The following is a 16,180-nucleotide window of genomic DNA, read 5'->3' as shown; positions in this document are numbered from 1 at the left end:
GAGAACTTTTCATTCAACAAAGACTCGTGACGGTCGGTTGTTTCCAGCAAAGCCCCGGACGCGTTGCGGTTGAAACTAGTAAAGAGAAAAGAAGTCATTACTCTCGGCGGGACCCGCCCATCCCGTCCGTGCTCGACGGCCCCGACTGGCATGGTGCGGCGGAGCGCCCCGGCCTGTCGGCCTGAAGGGTCACGCCGGGCACCTCGCCGGGCCGTGCCCGCTCCGGTGCCGCCTCGGCCCGCGTGATGACCCTCCTGGACAGCTTCCCGTCGGAGACGTACGGCAGGCCCCGCCTCCGGGCGGGACGGGCGGACAGGGGATACCGTCAGGAATGACCGAACCACGGGAGGCCGGCGCGCCGTTCTCCGGGCGGACCGCATGGGCGCAGGGTCTCAGCACACCGCTGCGCGAGTTCCTCCGGACCGAGACCGGCAGCGCCATGATCCTGCTCGCCGCGACGCTGGCCGCGCTCGCCTGGGCGAACGCCGGCCCGTCGTCGTACGAGGCCGTCTGGCGGACGGTGCTGTCCATCCGCCTCGACGGGCTGGACGTGTCGCAGGACCTGCGCCAGTGGGTCAACAACGGGCTGATGACGTTCTTCTTCTTCGTCGTCGGTCTTGAGGCGCGCCGCGAGTTCGACATGGGCGAGCTGCGCGACCGTCGGCGGCTCGTGCTGCCGCTCGTCGCCGGCGTCGGCGGGATGGCCGTGCCTGTCGCGATCTACCTTGCCGTCAACGCGGGCAGCCCCTCCGCGCACGGGTGGGGCGCGGCGATGTCGACGGACACCGCGTTCGCGCTCGGCATGCTCGCGCTCTTCGGGTCCCGCTTCCCGGCACGGCTGCGCACCTACCTGCTCACCGTCACCGTCGTCGACGACCTCGTCGCGCTCGGGGTCATCACGGTCTTCTACAGCGAGCGGGTCGTGCCGCCGGCGCTGCTGGCCGCGGCCGTGATCTTCGCGGTGATCCTGCTCGTCCGCGCCGCCGGCGTGCGCCGCGGCCTGCCCTACGCGCTGCTCGGAGCGGCGGCGTGGGTGGCGCTCCTCAAGTCCGGCGTGGAGCCCATCGTCATCGGCCTGGCCATGGGGCTGCTGACCTACGCCTCCCCGGCCGCGCGCGGGGATCTCGCCCGCGCGACGGACCTCTTCCGGCTCTTCCGGGAGCAGCCGACACCGGAGCTGGCCCGCTCGGCCAGCGTGGGGCTCGCCTCGACGATCTCGCCGAACGAGCGGCTGCAGCAGCTCTACCACCCGTGGGTGAGCTACCTGGTCGTGCCTCTTTTCGCTCTCTCGAACGCGGGGGTGACGATCAGCGGCGAATTCCTGGCGCGGGCGGTCACCTCCCCGATCACGCTGGGCATCCTGCTGGCCTACGTCGTGGGCAAGCCCGTCGGCGTCATCGGGTCCTCGTGGCTCGTCACCCGGCTGAGCCGCGGCCGCGTCCGCCCGCCCGTCGGCTGGGCCTCCGTCGCGGCCGGCGGCACGATCGCCGGCATCGGCTTCACCGTGTCCCTGCTGATCGCCACCCTCGCCTTCGACGGCCCGCAGCTGGAGGAGGCGAAGCTCGGCATCCTCACCGCGGCGCTCTGCGCGCCCCTCATGACCTGGGCCGTCTACCGCGTGACCGCGCTGTTCCCCAAGCGGCTGCGGATCCGGGCGCTGCTGGGCACCGCCGAGAGCATCGTCGACCTCGCCGCGCCCGTCGACCCGGACCGCGACCACGTGCGCGGCCCCCAGGACGCGCCGGTGACCGTGGTCGAGTACGGCGACTTCGAGTGCCCCTACTGCGGCCAGGCGGAGCCGGTCGTCCGCGAACTGCTCGCCGACCTCGGCGACGTCCGCTACGTCTGGAGGCATCTGCCGCTGCACGACGTGCATCCCTACGCCCAGCTCGCCGCGGAGGCCGCGGAGGCCGCCGCCGAGCAGGAGGCGTTCTGGGAGATGCACGACCTGCTGCTCGACCACCAGGACGAGCTCCGGGTCCGCGACCTGATCGGCTACGCCGGGGAGCTCGGCCTCGACGTCGAGCGGTTCCGCGACAGCCTCCGCGACCACGCCGGCGCCGCCCGGGTCGCCGAGGACATCGACTCGGCCGACCTGAGCGGCGTGTCGGGCACACCGACGTTCTTCGTCAACGGGCGCAGGCACCACGGCGCCTACGACGTCGCCACCCTCTCGGCCGCGGTGCGGGCCGCCCGTGCGCGCGCGGCCCTGAGGACGTGACCGCGGATCCGCCTGCCCCTCGGGACGGGCGGATCCGGCCTCAGGACAGGTCGACCCAGTCGAGAGTACGGTCGACCGCCTTCTTCCAGCCGGCGTAGCCGCCGGTCCGCCGCTCGTCGGACCACTCCGGCTGCCAGCGCCGGTCCTCCTGCCAGTTCTGCTTGAGCTCGTCGGTCGACTTCCAGAAGCCGACGGCCAGACCGGCCGCGTAGGCCGCGCCCAGTGCCGTGGTCTCGGCCACGACCGGCTTGGAGACGGGGACGCCGAGGATGTCGGCCTGGATCTGCATGCACAGGTCGTTGGCCGTGACGCCGCCGTCGACGCGGAGCACGTCGAGAGCGACTCCCGAGTCCTGCCGCATCGCCTCGACGACGTCGCGGCTCTGGTAGCAGATCGCCTCCAGGGTCGCCCGGGCGATGTGGGCGTTGGTGTTGAAGCGCGACAGGCCGACGATCGCACCCCGGGCGTCGGAGCGCCAGTACGGGGCGAACAGGCCGGAGAAGGCGGGCACGAAGTACACCCCGCCGTTGTCGTCGACCTGCCGGGCCAGCGCCTCGCTCTCGGCGGCCCCGGAGATGATGCCGAGCTGGTCGCGCAGCCACTGCACGGCCGAGCCGGTCACCGCGATCGACCCTTCGAGCGCGTAGACCGGCCGATCGGCGCCGAACTGGTAGCAGACGGTGGTGAGCAGGCCGTTCTTCGAGCGCACCAGCTCGTGGCCGGTGTTGAGGAGCAGGAAGTTGCCGGTGCCGTAGGTGTTCTTGGCCTCGCCGACCTCGAAGCACACCTGTCCCACGGTCGCCGCCTGCTGGTCGCCCAGGTCGCCCGAGAGCGGCACCTCACCTCCCATCGGACCGCTTCCCCTTGTCAGGCCGTACAGGCCGGGGTGCGAGGAGGGCCTGATGGCGGGGAGCATCTGCCGGGGGATGCCGAAGAACGACAGCAGCTCGTCGTCCCACTCCAGCGTCTCCAGGTCCATCAGCATGGTCCGGCTGGCGTTGGTCGGATCGGTGACGTGCACGCCGCCGTCGGTCCCGCCGGTGAGATTCCACAGCAGCCAGGTGTCGGTGTTGCCGAAGATCGCATCCCCCGCCTCGGCGGCCTTGCGCACCCCGTCGACGTTCTCCAGAATCCACTGGATCTTGCCGGCCGAGAAGTAGGTCGCCGGGGGCAGGCCCGCCTTGCGGCGGATCACGTCGCCCCGGCCGTCACGGTCCAGCGCGGCGGCGATGCGGTCGGTACGGGTGTCCTGCCAGACGATGGCGTTGTAGTAGGGCCGGCCGGTGATCCGGTTCCACACCACCGTGGTCTCGCGCTGGTTGGTGATGCCCAGCGCGGCGAGGTCGGCGGCGGTCAGGTTGGCCCGGGTCAAGGTCGTCTCGATCACCGCCCTGGTCCGCTCCCAGATCTCCAGGGGGTTGTGCTCGACCCAGCCCGCCCGCGGCAGGATCTGCTCGTGTTCGAGCTGGTAGCGGGCGATCTCGTTGCCACCGTGATCGAAGATCATGAAACGGGTGCTCGTGGTGCCCTGGTCGACGGCTCCGACGAAGTCAGCCATGGAGTGATGTCTCCTTCAAGGGTCGGCTTGGGGCGGCGGTTGTCAGGCGGTCTCGTAGTCGGCCGGTGACGGCACCCGGCCCACCTCGGGCCCGGTTCCGGGCGGCAGGAAACGGGCAACCACGACCTGGTAGAGGCCCGCGCCGATCAGTCCGCCGATCACAGGTGCCACGATAGGCACCCAGAAGTAGAGCTGGCCGTACTGATCGCGCCAGGCCGTCCCGTAGCCGGTGAGGAACGAGGCGAGCCGGGGCCCGAAGTCACGCGCCGGGTTGATGGCGTAGCCCGCGTTGGTGCCCCAGGCCATGCCGATCGCCACGACGACCAGTCCGACCACGAAGGGGGCGAGGTTCGCCGCGGGCGGCGAGTTGCGCACGTCGGAGACGGCGAGGATGAGCAGGAGCAGGATCGCGGTGCCGATCACCTGGTCGCGGAACGCGCCCCACGTGCCGACGGGCAGGGTGCCGTTGCCTGGCAGGGTGGAGAAGACCCCCTGGGTCTTGATCGTGTGACCGGGGTCGGCCTTGGCGAGCACCTCCGCGTAGTTCCACCGCACGATGAGCGCGGCGACGAACGCGCCCGCGGTCTGCGCCAGGGAGTACGGCAGCACCTTGCGCCAGGAGAACCCCTTGAAGACCGCGAGCGCGACCGTGACGGCCGGGTTGAGATGCGCGCCGCTGATGCGGGCCGCCACGTAGACGCCCAGGGTGACCCCGAGCCCCCACGCCCACGCGATGCTGTCGTGGTCGCCGATGCCGGCCGCGGCGACCTGGGCGACGACCCCCACCCCGAACAGGATCAGGATCATGGTCCCCACGAACTCGGCGGCCATCTCACCGAGCAGTCCCCGGGCTTTCAGCCGTTCCGCCATGTGCTCTCCTCACGGTGCCGCGTTGCGTCACAAGCCCGCGCCCGCTCTCCGGGCGGGACCGGAATACCACCGGACGGCCGTGGAGGAATCCCTCTCGAAGAGGCGATCCTCCCGGCTGCTCGGGACGCTAGGCCCGAAAGGGGGCAAGGTCAACGGCAAGTTGACGACAATTTCGGACACCGGTCAGAGGTTAGAGTCGACAGCGGTGCCGGCGAGCCGTACCGCGTGGCCCTACAGAACGGCACCGGCCGTATAGGTGATCTCGGCGAGGAGCCGCTGGCCGGAGGCGTTGGGGTGGAAGTAGTCCCAGCGGCTCAGCTGGGACAGCGTGAACGGGTGGCCGAAGACGGCTCCTCCGTCGTACCGGCAGGTGATCTGCTCGGCGCAGACCCGGGCCAGCACCGCGTTGAAGTCGGCCACGCGCCCGCGCACCCGATCGCGCCTGTCGATGTCGGCCTGGTCGGTGGAGCGTGGTCTGGCCAGCATCGACTGGCAGATGCCGAGGGTGGACCACGCGGTGCGCGCGGAGGAGCTGTCCTTGCCGACCTCCCAGAGCCGCTTGACGTCGGGAATGCTGGAGACGAAGATCCCCGCATCGGGCAGGCCGGTGGTGAGCGTCCGCACCGCCGTACGGAACCTGGCCTCGAAGTCGGCCACCGAGGTCATCCCCGCCTCCGACGACGCGCAGGCGTCGTTGGCCCCGATCAGGATCGTGACGTAGTCGGCTCCCTGGGAGACCGCCTGCTGCGCCTGACCGGCCATGTCGGCGACCTTGGCGCCCGACCGGCCGTCGTTGTGGACGGCGAGGGAGGGGTTGTCGGCCAGCAGACGCCGGTAGTGGCTGTCGACCGCCGCGTCGGACCCGGTCGACCAGGACCGGGAGGGGCAGTCGAGGTAGAAGCCGCAGGCGTTGAAACCACGGGTGATGGAGTCGCCCATCGCGGCCATGGTGCCGGGGACCGCCGAGGCGTCCGCCACGGCCGTCGTCGGGGCGGACGTGAGGGTCACCGCTGCGATGAGGGCGAGGATCCGGCGGGGGACGTTCAAACTGACCTCCTGGGCTCTCCCCCGAGCGGCTCCGTTGTTCAAGAATGTCGGCCCGTTCCGCCGTATTTACAAGCGTGCATTACAGGTTAATGACTCATCGGTAAGGAAGGTCTCCGGTCGCACCCGGAAGGCGCGGCCGGGATCATTCCCCTCGCATCTCCGCGAGCGCCGTCTCGAAGGCGTCCATCTCGCGTTCGAGGCGGCCCAGACCCGCCGAGGGCAGCCACGGCAGCACGACGTCCACCCCCGCCTTCTCGCACTCCTCCAGCACCGCGGGGTCCGAGGGCACCGACATCATCACCACCCGCACCGGTCTGCCCTCCTCCGCGGCGCGCTGGAACAGCTCCCGCACGCGCTCCAGGACGCCGGGCCCGTAGTTCGGCAACCAGCCGTCGCCGTAGGACAGCACGCGGTCGAACACCCGGGGTCCGGTGCCGCCGACCAGCACCGGCGGGTAGGGCCGCTGGGCCGGCTTGGGCCATGACCAGATCGGGTCGAACGACACGAACTCGCCGTGGTAGTCGGCCTCGTCGCGGGTCCAGATCCGCTGCGCCGCCTGGATGTGCTCCTTCATCACCGCGAACCGGCGCGCCGGGTCGACCCCATGGTTGCGGATCTCGGGTTCGAGCCAGCCCGCCCCCACGCCGAAGACGAACCGCCCGCCGGTGAGGGCGTCGACGCTCGCCACCGACTTCGCGAGAGCGATCGGGTGGTGCTGGGGGACCAGGCAGACGCCGGTCCCCACGCGCAGCCGCGTCGTGGCCAGGCCGGCGGCGGTGCACGCCACGAACGGGTCGTAGGTGTGCCAGTACTTGCGGGGCAGCGCGCCGCCCTCGGGCCGCGTGGGCGGCGGGCCCGCCGGGATGTGGGTGTGCTCGCTGAAGAGCAGCATCGCGTGACCACGCTGCTCGATCACCTGGGCGATCCGGGCGGGATCGACCGCGTCATGTGTCGCGAAGTACCCAAAGCCAGAGTCCATCGCCCCAAGCTATCCCGGCATGGCCGCACACCCCGGACGACACTCGGACGCCTCTCCCACGAGGGGGACCTGCCGGCGAGCGGCCACGTCAGGAGGTCGTCCGGCACCCCGGCGAGCGGCCACGTCAGGAGGTCGTCCGGCACCCCGGCGAGCAGAACCGGGACCTCGGGCCGGCCCGACGTCAAGCGGACGGTGACGCGGGTCCGGTCTCCCCGATGACGCTCGCGCCGATGGACCGCATGGCGGCCGGAGCCGTCGAGCCGACCCCCCGGGCGGCGTCGGCCGGATGTCAGCCCGGCAGTTCCGCACGCAGGTCGCGGAGGAACCTCCTGCTGTCCGCGACGGAGTAGGCCTGGACGCACAGGCGGTCCATGACCTGCATGTAGTGGTCGGTCTCCTCAAGTTTGTCGACGTAGAGCGCGCTGGTGAGCTGCTCCAGGTAGACCACGTCGGGCAGGTCCCGCTCGGGGAAGCGCAGGATGGAGAACGGGCCGCCGGCCGCCGCGTGGCCGCCGCGGTGGAACGGCATGATCTGCAGCCTCACGTTGGGCATCTCGGTGGCCTTCAGCAGGTGGTCGATCTGCGCGCGCAGCACCTGGGGCCCGCCGATGGGGCGCCGCAGCACGGCCTCGTCCATCACGGCCCAGAGCGTCCTCGCGTCGGACCGGGTCAGACGCTCCTGCCGGATCATGCGGAGGGCGACACGGCGATCGACCTCCTCCGCGGAGGCGGCACTGTGCACGAGCATGATGACCGCCCGGGCGTACTCCGGACTCTGCAGGAGGCCGGGGACGAACTGCACCTCGTAGGTCCGCACGATCGAGGCGGCCTCCTCAAGGCCCACATAGACCTCGAACCAGCTGGGGAGCAGGTCGCCGTACTTGTGCCACCAGCCCGGAGCGTTGGCCTGACGGGCCAGGGCGAGCAGCGGCGACCTGTCGCCGGGGTCGGTCACCCCGTACAGCGTCAGCAGGTCGGCGACGTCGCGCTCCTTGAAGCCGACCCGTCCCAGCTCCATGCGGCTGATCTTGGCATGGGAGGCGCGGATGGCGTAGCCGGCGTCCTCCCGGGAGACTCCCCTGGCCGTGCGCAACCGCCTCAACTGGGCGCCCAGCAGGATCCGCAGGATCGTGGGACCGCCACCGGCCCCGGCCAGGACACCACCGGGCGCCACGCTGCTTTCGAGGTGCTCCGTGCTCATGATCACTCCCCGTCGTGCCACCCGGACGGTGCGACCGTTCCGCTTTTTTCAATGAGAATCGGACAACCATATTCTGACGCATGTATCGAGCGCTTACTTCCCATACACGCAGCGTAAAAACGGTCCTTTAAGACAACTTGCCCGCCTTAGACAGAACGCCCGCCCGGTGGGGCGTGCACCCTTCCGTCGGCCCGCACCCTCCACCGGCAGGCATCGGCACGGAGATCCCCGCACCGGGAAACTCCGGAGACTCCCGCGGTCGAATTCAAGCAGATCCATCCATGAAAAAGTATGAAATACATAAAGTTCTCTGACATGTGAAAAAACTGGCTGTCATTTTCGATGGTCATGGGCGCCCTGCCGCCGGACGACGCGGCACATCGCAACCGGCCGAGGGCCCCTGGGAAACCCGTCCGAGCAGGAGGATCCCCCCGCATGACATCGTGACCGCCGGGCCCGGACAGGCGGGCCCCCTCGGCCGGTCGGGGAACAGTCGGGATTCCCCTTTCCCGGCCCGCGCACCCCCTGACGGGCGGCGCCTCCGGAGAAGGGACGCCCCGCCCGTCGCTCGCGCACCGGCGACCGGGACCCGCCCGCACGGGGCGGGCGGGGCCCTCTTCGGCCCGCGGGAGGCGATCAGCGCCGGTGATGCCCGAACCCCGATCACGCGTCAAGGCCGTCGCCTGAGTTTTTAGCATTCTTATGAGAACGGCGAGCAGCCGACAGGGGAGAATGGGAGCGGATGTCCCTGAGTGGGTGGAATGTCTCTTCCCGCCCGTCTGTCGAGAGGATGCACCGATGGCTGCCATCGACATTCCGACCTGGGCCGCCCGCCTGCGCGCCTGGCGGCGCGGCCGCCTGTGGAGCCGGAAGGACCTCGGCGAGCAGCTGACCGAGGCCGCGGACGAGACGACCCGTGACCGCCTGCCCCCGCGGGAGAAGCTCTCGGAGATGGTCCGCTCCTGGGAGGCCGGGGAACAGCGGCCCGACGAGCTGTACTCCGAGCTGTTCTGCCGGGCGTTCGACATGAACGAGGCGGAGCTGTTCAGCGGCGAGGCGGCCGGTACGACGCTCTGGCACCATCTGACCGGCATCCCGCTGATGGCGGGGATGTTCTCCGCCGAGGAGGAGGAGCGCACCGGCCGGGCGATCGAAGACCCCAAGCGGGCCGACGACCGGACCGCCGCCTACTTCGAGACCGTCCTGCGGGCCTACTCACGGCCGGATCTCCGTCCGGCCCGCACGATCGACGCCCTGTCTCCCGTCTTCACCGTGATCGACGGACTGCGCCGTGACTCCAGGTCGGGCATCCATCGGGCGCTGCTCCGGATCAGCGCCCAGGACGCCGAGCTGATCAGCCGCATGCACTACGAGACCGGCGACCTCGACGAGGCGCTGGCCTGGTCGGACCGGGCCCTGCTGGCCGCGCACCAGGCGGGCGACGAACGGCTCGTGGCGTACGCCCTTGCCCGCCGGGCCGGCCTTCAGGACAACCGGAGCAACCCCGAGCAGGTGATAGGCCTCGCCGTCGCCGCCCGCGAACACGTCCTCTCCCCGCCGCCGCTGGAGGCGATGGCCCGCCGGCACGAGGCCCAGGGCCACGCCCTCGCCGGAGCGGAGGACATGTGCCACCGCCGCCTGGAGGAGTCCGCGGAGGCGCCCCGGGAGGGCTCGAAGGACGACACGCCCATCGTGTTCGACTATCCCGCCTGGCTCCACAACGCCCTGGCCGCCGGATGCCTCATCCAGCTCCACCATCCCGCCGACGCTATCGAGATCCTGGAGCGGGACCTCTCGGCGGCTCCGTCGAACTACCTCACGGCCTACAACCTGGCCCGTCTCGCCCACGCCTACGCCGACGCGCACGAGAGCGAGCGCTCGGCCGGTATCGCCCGCCAGGCTCTGACGCTGTCGCGGCAGACCGGCGCGAGCCGCGCCATGGAGGAGCTCCGCCTCATCCGCGACGACCTCCACCGGTGGTCGCACGCGCATTAGCCGCCGGCGCCGACGCCGGGCCACGTCCCGTCGCCCTCGTGACGGCGGGGGGACCGGATCCGTTCGGGGGGCGGCGAAGGTCTCCCCACCGTCGCCGTCGCGCACCGGACGGCCGTTGTCGATCCCCCTTGTGGGGGAGCCGGTTGGCCTCCCGGGGGGAGGTTCCGGACCCGGGGTTGTTCCAGGCTCGGCAGCATGACCTCGATGAAGTCCCTCAAGGCTGTGTGGCTCGGAATCGCCGCGCTGGCTCCGTACATCCTGATGAAGACCTACTGGGCGTTCGGCGGGAACGCCGGCCGGCCGGCCGGTGATCTCGCCACCGGGATGCGCGCCAACGGCGCGCCCGAGGCGCTGGTGTGGATGGAGCGGCACGGGATCGACTTCACCGTGCTGGGCGCCCTCGGCGGGGTGTTGCTGCTGGCGGCGCTGGCCCGGCCCTGGGGCGAGCGGCTGCCGCGCTGGGCGCTGCTCGTCCCGGGCTGGGCGGGCGCGCTGGCCCTCACTCCCTACGGATTCGCCACCTTGATCGCCTCGGCCGTCGGCTTCACGGTCGGCGACGCCGAAGGCTGGTCCCCTTGGGTCGGCTACGTGGGCGGACTCGCCTTCGCCGGCCTGGGCCTCTCACTCGCCCTCTGCACCCGCTCCTACCAGCGCCGTACAGGTGCTCGTCCGGGCGGTGCCGATAGATCGAGAAGTGGAACTCGCGGTTGGGCGCGGTGAAGGGGGCGGGGATCAAGCGGATCGACGAACTGCCGGCTCAGAGCGGGAAGTGGCCACATGACCCTGGAGCGCCGTATCGGCGGGCCCATGTCGCGAGCGTCTCGGGCGCGACCTTCAGCGCGCCGGAGCCGGCGAGCGACGAGACCTACCTGACGGTCGCCGCCGGCGGCCCGGAGGCCAACGCCCCCGCCGGGGCAGGCGCGGTCACGCGCTCTCCGGGCCGGCCGCGCGGAACACCCCCGCGCGGGCGGCGGCCAGGGCCGAGGCGGCGGCGCGGTCGGCGACCGCCGTGTCCACCGGCTCGCCGCTGACGAACAGCCGGTAGTACAGCGGCGCGACGGCGGTCCGGACCACGTCGGCGGCGTCGGTGCCCTCGGGCAGCTCGCCGCGCTCGATCGCCCGGGTGACGAGCACGGCCGACTGCTCGTGGCGGGCGGCGAAGAACGCGTGCAGCGCTCCGGCGACGACCGGGTTCCGCCCGGAGGCCGAGATGAACGCGGTCGAGACCGGCCCCGCCTCGGGGTCGGCGAACCCGGTCAGCACCAGGCGGGCGAGCTCCCGCAGGTCTCCTTCGATCGTGCCGGTGTCGGGGATCGGCCACGGCTCGCCGCCGGCCAGGTCGAGCGCGTCGGCGGCGAGCCCCTCCACGCTGCCCCAGCGCCGATAGACCGTGGTCTTGTGCACGCCGGACCGCAGGGCCACACCCTCCACGGTCAGCCCCTCGTATCCCTTGTCCGCCAGCTCGGCGAGGGTGGCCTCGCGTACGGCCTCGCGCACCCGCGCGGTGCGCCCGCCGGGCCGCACGTTCCCGGTGGAAGTCACGACACCTCCGCTTGCATGAGTTCCGACACATCGGGCATACTCCATCTTAATGCAACTCAGTAGCGTTAAGGTAGAGATCAAGGGAGCGCAGCAGCCATGAGCCTTTCACCGAACACCGCGACGACCTGTCCACATCGTGTTTCGGAGGCCTGTTCTGTCTACTCAGCTCACTCTGCGGGGAGTCTCCAAGGCGTACGGCGACCAGCCGGTTCTTGACCACGTCTCCTTCACCGTCCGGCCCGGTGAGCGCGCCGGGATCGTCGGGGAGAACGGCTCGGGCAAGTCCACCCTGCTGCGGCTGATCGCCGGCATCGAGACGGCGGACGACGGCGAGGTCACCGTCTCCGCCGGCGGCGGGATCGGCCATCTCGGCCAGACCGTCGGCCTGGCCGCCGACCAGACCGTCCAGCACGCCGTCGACGCCGCGCTCGCGGAGCTCCGCGCCATGGAACGGCGGCTGCGGACCCTGGAGGACGACCTCACCGAGGACCGGCTGGCCGAATACGGCGACCTGCTGAGCGCGTACGAGGCGCGCGGCGGCTACGAGGCGGACGCCCGCGTGGACAAGGCGCTGCACGGTCTCGGGCTCGGGCACGTCGGCCGCGACCGCCCGCTGGGCAGCCTGTCCGGCGGCGAGCAGGCCCGGCTCGGCCTGGCCTGCCTCCTGGCGGCCTCCCCGGAGATCCTGTTGCTCGACGAGCCGACCAACCACCTCGACGGGGCGTCGACGGCCTGGCTGGAGGAGCACCTGCGGGCACACCGGGGCACGGTGGTCGCGGTGTCGCACGACCGCGTCTTCCTCGACCGGGTGGCCACCTCGATCCTGGAGGTCGAAGGCGGCGGGATCACCCGGTTCGGCGGCGGCTACAGCGGGTTCCTGGCCGAGCAGGCGGCGGCCCGGCGGCGGTGGGAGCAGGCCTACGCCGACTGGTGCGAGGAGATCAGGCGGCTGGAGACCTTCGCGGCGACCACGGCGCACCGCGTCGCGCACGGCCGGGACATCAAGGACGGCAACAAGATGGCCTACGACCGCCACGGGGGCCGGGTGCAGAGCTCGGTCGCGGGCCGGGTCCGCCAGGCGCAGGAGCGTCTGCGCCGGCTCCAGGACGACCCGGTGCCCCGGCCGCCGGAGCCCCTGCGGTTCAGTGGCCTCTTCCGGCGCGGCACGGCCGACGGGCCGGTCGCCGAGCTGCGGGCCGTACGCGTGGGAGACCGGCTCGCCGTGGACTCCTTCACCGTCGAGCCGGGACAGCGGCTGCTGGTCCACGGCCCCAACGGCGCGGGCAAGTCCACCCTCCTGCGCGTCCTCGCCGGTGAACTCGGACCCGACAGCGGGACCGTACGGCATCGGGGGCGGATCGGGTACCTGCCGCAGGAGTCGCAGTGGGGCCGGCCCGGGCGGAGCGTCCTCGACGCGTTCGCCGAGGGCCGGCCGGGCCATCCCGAGGAGCACCGCGCGAGGCTGCTGTCGATGGGCCTGTTCCGGCCCGACAGCCTCGGGACACCGGTCGGGGCGCTGTCGGTCGGTCAGCGGCGGCGGCTCGCCCTGGCCAGGCTGCTCACCGGCGAGGCCGATCTGCTGCTGCTCGACGAGCCGACCAACCACCTCTCGCTCACCCTCGTGGAGGAGTTGGAGGAGGCTCTCGCCGCCTACCGGGGCGCCCTCGTCGTGGTCTCCCACGACCGGGCGCTGCGCGGCCGGTTCACCGGGACCGAGATCGAGATGCGTGACGGCCGACCGGCCTGACGTCCCGGCGGGCCCACCGGCCGACGCGCCCGGCACGTCCGTCGCAGGCGACCCCGGCCCCCGGAACCGGGCCGAATCCGTCACAGACAACCCCAGCCTTCGGGACCGAACCCGATCCATCACAGACAACCCCGGCCTCCGGGACCGGGCCGAATCCATCACAGACAACCCCAGCCCCCGGGACCGAACCCGATCCATCACAGACAAGCTCGGTCCCCGGGACCGGGTCGAAGGAGAATCCATGTCACCCGACCTGACCGTGTCGATCGAAGAGCTCCCCGTGTCCGGCCGGGACGCCGGGCCGTACGGGATCACGGCCGGACCGGACGGCGCCCTGTGGTTCACGATGGTCCACCACGGCCGGATCGGCCGGATGACCCTCGGCGGGGAGCTCACCTCCTACCGGCTCGATCCGGCCTCGTGCGGGCCGACGGTCATCACCTCCGGCCCCGACGGCGCCCTGTGGTTCACCGAGTACCGGAGCCACCGGATCGGCCGGATCACCACGGCCGGGGAGATCGGCTCGTTCGCGCTGCCGTCGCCGGACGCCGGGCCCTTCGGGATCGCGGCGGGAGCCGACGGCGCGATGTGGTTCACCGAGACCAACGCCGGCCGGATCGGCCGGATCACGACCGGCGGCGAGGTCACCGAGTTCCCGCTCCCGGTACCGGGGGCGTACCCGTCCGCGATCGCCGCCGGCCCCGACGACGGGCTGTGGTTCACCTTGAACCAGGCGGACGCGATCGGCCGGATCGGCCTGGACGGCGACGTGACGGTCCACCCGCTGCCGACCGCCGGCGCCGCCCCCGTGGGCATCACCGCCGGAGCCGACGGCGCGATGTGGTTCGTCGAGATCGGCGCCGGCCAGATCGGGCGGATCACCCCCGACGGCCGGATCGACGAGTTCCCGCTCCCCGACCGCGGGGCGCGTCCCCACGCCATCGCCGTCGACGGGCACGGCGACTGCTGGTTCACCGAATGGGGCGCCAACCGCGTCGGGCGGATCACCCCCGGCGGCCGGATCGACGGGTACGGGCTGCCGACCCCGGCGTCGGAGCCGCACGGCATCGTCGCCGGGCCGGACGGCACGCTGTGGGTGGCACTCGAGATCGGCGCCCTCGCCCGGCTCACCCCTTCCGGCCCGCGCTGAGAACCGGCCGTGCTGACCGCCCTCGTCTCCGGGACGCGCCTCCCGGCCGGCGGCGCCGACCACGCCGGGGCCGGGGGCTCTGGAGTCGGGGCTCACGGCGGGGGTATGGACACCGGATGAGCATTCAAGAGGAACTCCACCAGGTTGAAAAGGAGCTGGCGAGGCTGCGGGGCGAGGCCGCCGAGCTGCGCAGGCAGGTCGGCGAGATCGGTCCGACGGATGCCGCCGAGCGGTCGACGTTGATCACTATGGCCGACCAGCAGGAGGCCTTGGCCGACGAGCTGGAGGGACGGCGCCAGGCGCTGCTCCAGCAGGTAGGCGGCCCGGACACGTAGCCCCCGATCCCCCTGGCGTTGCCCGTCCGGGCGCGACGCACCGATCCGCATTTTCGGACGTCCGATTACACAACAGCCCAAAGGGTAACGATAAGAACGAACACTCATCAGGGGGACGAAATGATCAACATGCTTCATAAGATGGGCATACGGTCCGGCACGATGTACGCGGCCGGGGTCGCCTCCATCGGCCTGTCGTTCGCGTCATGGCTGACCTCGCAGACGATGGAGAAGGCCGGGACCGACAGGGCTGACCGGTGGGGGATCTTCATCGGCCAGTGGGCGCCGACCTTCTTCGCTGTGGGCATCGCTCTGCGGATCGAGGAGACACACGCCGACTCCCGGGCGATGAGCGGGGGGACGTTCGAGGAGACCTACACCGAGGGCAGGATGCCCTCGCGTGCCGGGGTCTAGCCAGGCGAACAGGCGAGCAGGCGAGTTCGGGCGGGCCGTGTCCATGGGGACGCGGCCCGCCCGCGGCAGGTGAGGCGTCACGGGGGACGCCGGTCCGATGAGACGTCACAAAGGACACCGGCCCGGTGAAACGGCGCGGGAGACGCCGGCCCGAGGCGTTCCGGGGGACGCCGGCCCGGTGAAACGTCACAAAGGACACCGGCCCGGTGAAACGGCGCGGGGGACGCCGGCCCGGTGAAACGGGGCGCGAGACGCCGGTCCGAGACCGTTCCGAGAGACGCCGGTCCGCGGCGGGCGGGTGCGGCCTCACGGCCGCCTGACGATGGCCGGATGCCTCGGGTCGTCGACGCGGACGACGACGTCGGCGACGTCGACCGGCCCGATCTCCCGCTCGTACCGGGCGTAGGCGGGCAACGTCCACCGCCACTCCCCGGCGGTCCGCCGGCTGAGCGCGCCCGGCGACAGCCACAGATGCACGGCAAGGTCGAACGGCAACCCCTGCCCCAGCAGCAGGGCCCCGTCCAGCAGGAGCACCCCGCCGCGCGGCACGGTGACGTAGGGCGCGCGAGTGGCCCTGTCGACGGCGCTGTCCCAGAGCGTGGGCAGGACCTTCCCCGAGTGGCCGGGGTCGAGCGGGCCGAGCACCTCGCGTGTCAGCGCTCCGTAGTCGATCCAGTCGGTGTAGAAGGCGTCCGGATCGGTCCGGCCGTACTCGAAGCGCAGCGACGCCGGACGCAGGAAGTCACCGGAGGACACCCGGAGAACCTCACGGCCGCGGAGCCGGAGCGGGTCCACCAGGGCGTCGGCGAGCCGCCCCGGCTCCGCCGCGGGAGCACCGTCGAGCGCCACCCGCACCCAGGAGTCCGGAACCGCCGAGGCCACCCGGTCGGCGAGCTCCTCGACCAGCAACGACGGTGAGATGGGCCGTATGTCCATAGAGCCATCCTTCACCGGCGCGCCGGCACGCGCGCGTTCCCGGACCGGCGGGTGCGGAGGTCTCCCTTACCCGGTCCCACGCGGGGGGTAGAAGGGGAGAAACGGCCTTTCCATGGCTCGTGGGCCGCTTAATCATCTTGATCTAGTCAAAGTCGGACGTTATCCCGCCCAAAAGTTGGCGCACC

Annotated in this window: 14 protein-coding genes; 7 read left to right on the top strand and 7 right to left on the bottom strand. The window is 71.6% G+C overall.

Going from position 1 to position 16,180, the window contains the following annotated elements:
- Positions 1–331: 331 nt before the first annotated feature.
- The gene (gene nhaA, locus CA984_RS06745; protein ID WP_086569338.1) at positions 332–2,221 is read left to right on the top strand and encodes a Na+/H+ antiporter NhaA; all 1,890 of its coding nucleotides are present in this window, start codon (positions 332–334) and stop codon (positions 2,219–2,221) included.
- A gap of 40 nt (positions 2,222–2,261) precedes the next feature.
- Here the strand turns inward: nhaA and glpK are convergent, their stop codons facing one another.
- The 5 genes from glpK to CA984_RS06720 form a co-directional block, all read right to left on the bottom strand.
- Positions 2,262–3,779 (bottom strand): glycerol kinase GlpK, encoded by a 1,518-nt coding sequence (glpK, locus tag CA984_RS06740; RefSeq protein ID WP_086569336.1) that lies wholly within the window; start codon positions 3,777–3,779, stop codon positions 2,262–2,264.
- Positions 3,780–3,821: 42 nt separating this feature from the next.
- Entirely contained in the window at positions 3,822–4,649 is an 828-nt protein-coding gene (locus tag CA984_RS06735; RefSeq protein ID WP_086569334.1) for an MIP/aquaporin family protein, read from the bottom strand.
- Between the two features lie 231 nt (positions 4,650–4,880).
- Positions 4,881–5,696, bottom strand: a complete 816-nt coding sequence (locus tag CA984_RS06730; protein ID WP_086569332.1) for an SGNH/GDSL hydrolase family protein — start codon at positions 5,694–5,696, stop codon at positions 4,881–4,883.
- A 142-nt stretch (positions 5,697–5,838) separates the two neighbouring features.
- Positions 5,839–6,675, bottom strand: a complete 837-nt coding sequence (locus tag CA984_RS06725) for an LLM class F420-dependent oxidoreductase (protein WP_086569330.1) — start codon at positions 6,673–6,675, stop codon at positions 5,839–5,841.
- A 289-nt stretch (positions 6,676–6,964) separates the two neighbouring features.
- Positions 6,965–7,876: a helix-turn-helix domain-containing protein gene (locus CA984_RS06720; protein WP_207620758.1), complete on the bottom strand. Its 912-nt coding sequence runs from the start codon at positions 7,874–7,876 to the stop codon at positions 6,965–6,967.
- 798 nt (positions 7,877–8,674) lie between these two features.
- Here CA984_RS06720 and CA984_RS06715 point away from each other — a divergent pair.
- Together CA984_RS06715 and CA984_RS06710 are read left to right on the top strand one after the other, a co-directional pair.
- Complete coding sequence (locus CA984_RS06715) at positions 8,675–9,871, top strand: NsdA family TPR-like regulatory protein (RefSeq protein WP_086569328.1); 1,197 nt, start codon at positions 8,675–8,677, stop codon at positions 9,869–9,871.
- 204 nt (positions 9,872–10,075) lie between these two features.
- Complete coding sequence (locus CA984_RS06710) at positions 10,076–10,591, top strand: hypothetical protein (protein ID WP_133061567.1); 516 nt, start codon at positions 10,076–10,078, stop codon at positions 10,589–10,591.
- Between the two features lie 204 nt (positions 10,592–10,795).
- Here the strand turns inward: CA984_RS06710 and CA984_RS06705 are convergent, their stop codons facing one another.
- The gene (locus CA984_RS06705) at positions 10,796–11,458 is read right to left on the bottom strand and encodes a TetR/AcrR family transcriptional regulator (protein ID WP_086569323.1); all 663 of its coding nucleotides are present in this window, start codon (positions 11,456–11,458) and stop codon (positions 10,796–10,798) included.
- 91 nt (positions 11,459–11,549) lie between these two features.
- Here CA984_RS06705 and abc-f point away from each other — a divergent pair, with 91 nt between their 5' ends.
- The 4 genes from abc-f (at position 11,550) to CA984_RS06685 (ending at position 15,059) form a co-directional block, all read left to right on the top strand.
- Positions 11,550–13,160, top strand: coding sequence for a ribosomal protection-like ABC-F family protein (gene abc-f / locus CA984_RS06700; RefSeq protein ID WP_086569321.1), 1,611 nt, complete (start codon positions 11,550–11,552; stop codon positions 13,158–13,160).
- 241 nt (positions 13,161–13,401) lie between these two features.
- Positions 13,402–14,310 (top strand): Vgb family protein, encoded by a 909-nt coding sequence (locus tag CA984_RS06695; protein ID WP_086569320.1) that lies wholly within the window; start codon positions 13,402–13,404, stop codon positions 14,308–14,310.
- Positions 14,311–14,426: 116 nt separating this feature from the next.
- A complete protein-coding gene (locus CA984_RS06690; RefSeq protein ID WP_086569318.1) occupies positions 14,427–14,645 on the top strand; it encodes a hypothetical protein in 219 nt (72 codons plus the stop codon).
- Between the two features lie 141 nt (positions 14,646–14,786).
- Positions 14,787–15,059 carry a hypothetical protein gene (locus CA984_RS06685; protein WP_242675784.1) on the top strand — a complete coding sequence of 91 codons (273 nt, stop codon included), beginning with the start codon at positions 14,787–14,789 and terminating at the stop codon, positions 15,057–15,059.
- Between the two features lie 306 nt (positions 15,060–15,365).
- Here the strand turns inward: CA984_RS06685 and CA984_RS06680 are convergent, their stop codons facing one another.
- On the bottom strand, positions 15,366–15,995 hold the full coding sequence (locus CA984_RS06680) for a nucleoside/nucleotide kinase family protein (protein WP_086569314.1): 630 nt from the start codon (positions 15,993–15,995) through the stop codon (positions 15,366–15,368).
- Positions 15,996–16,180: the final 185 nt, after the last annotated feature.

The organism is Streptosporangium minutum (assembly GCF_002149035.1).
Classification (GTDB): domain Bacteria; phylum Actinomycetota; class Actinomycetes; order Streptosporangiales; family Streptosporangiaceae; genus Streptosporangium; species Streptosporangium minutum.
The sequence above is the reverse complement of the archived record's forward strand: the minus strand, read 5'-3'. Positions and strand labels throughout refer to the sequence as shown.

Coding starts and splice junctions, on each gene's coding strand:
- CA984_RS06680 (WP_086569314.1), bottom strand. CDS start 15,995: ATGGACATACGGCCCATCTCACCGTCGTTGCTGGTCGAGGAGCTCGCC.
- nhaA (WP_086569338.1), top strand. CDS start 332: ATGACCGAACCACGGGAGGCCGGCGCGCCGTTCTCCGGGCGGACCGCA.
- CA984_RS06695 (WP_086569320.1), top strand. CDS start 13,402: ATGTCACCCGACCTGACCGTGTCGATCGAAGAGCTCCCCGTGTCCGGC.
- CA984_RS06720 (WP_207620758.1), bottom strand. CDS start 7,876: ATGAGCACGGAGCACCTCGAAAGCAGCGTGGCGCCCGGTGGTGTCCTG.
- CA984_RS06705 (WP_086569323.1), bottom strand. CDS start 11,458: ATGGAGTATGCCCGATGTGTCGGAACTCATGCAAGCGGAGGTGTCGTG.
- CA984_RS06725 (WP_086569330.1), bottom strand. CDS start 6,675: ATGGACTCTGGCTTTGGGTACTTCGCGACACATGACGCGGTCGATCCC.
- CA984_RS06715 (WP_086569328.1), top strand. CDS start 8,675: ATGGCTGCCATCGACATTCCGACCTGGGCCGCCCGCCTGCGCGCCTGG.
- CA984_RS06710 (WP_133061567.1), top strand. CDS start 10,076: ATGAAGTCCCTCAAGGCTGTGTGGCTCGGAATCGCCGCGCTGGCTCCG.
- CA984_RS06735 (WP_086569334.1), bottom strand. CDS start 4,649: ATGGCGGAACGGCTGAAAGCCCGGGGACTGCTCGGTGAGATGGCCGCC.
- CA984_RS06685 (WP_242675784.1), top strand. CDS start 14,787: ATGGGCATACGGTCCGGCACGATGTACGCGGCCGGGGTCGCCTCCATC.
- CA984_RS06690 (WP_086569318.1), top strand. CDS start 14,427: ATGAGCATTCAAGAGGAACTCCACCAGGTTGAAAAGGAGCTGGCGAGG.
- glpK (WP_086569336.1), bottom strand. CDS start 3,779: ATGGCTGACTTCGTCGGAGCCGTCGACCAGGGCACCACGAGCACCCGT.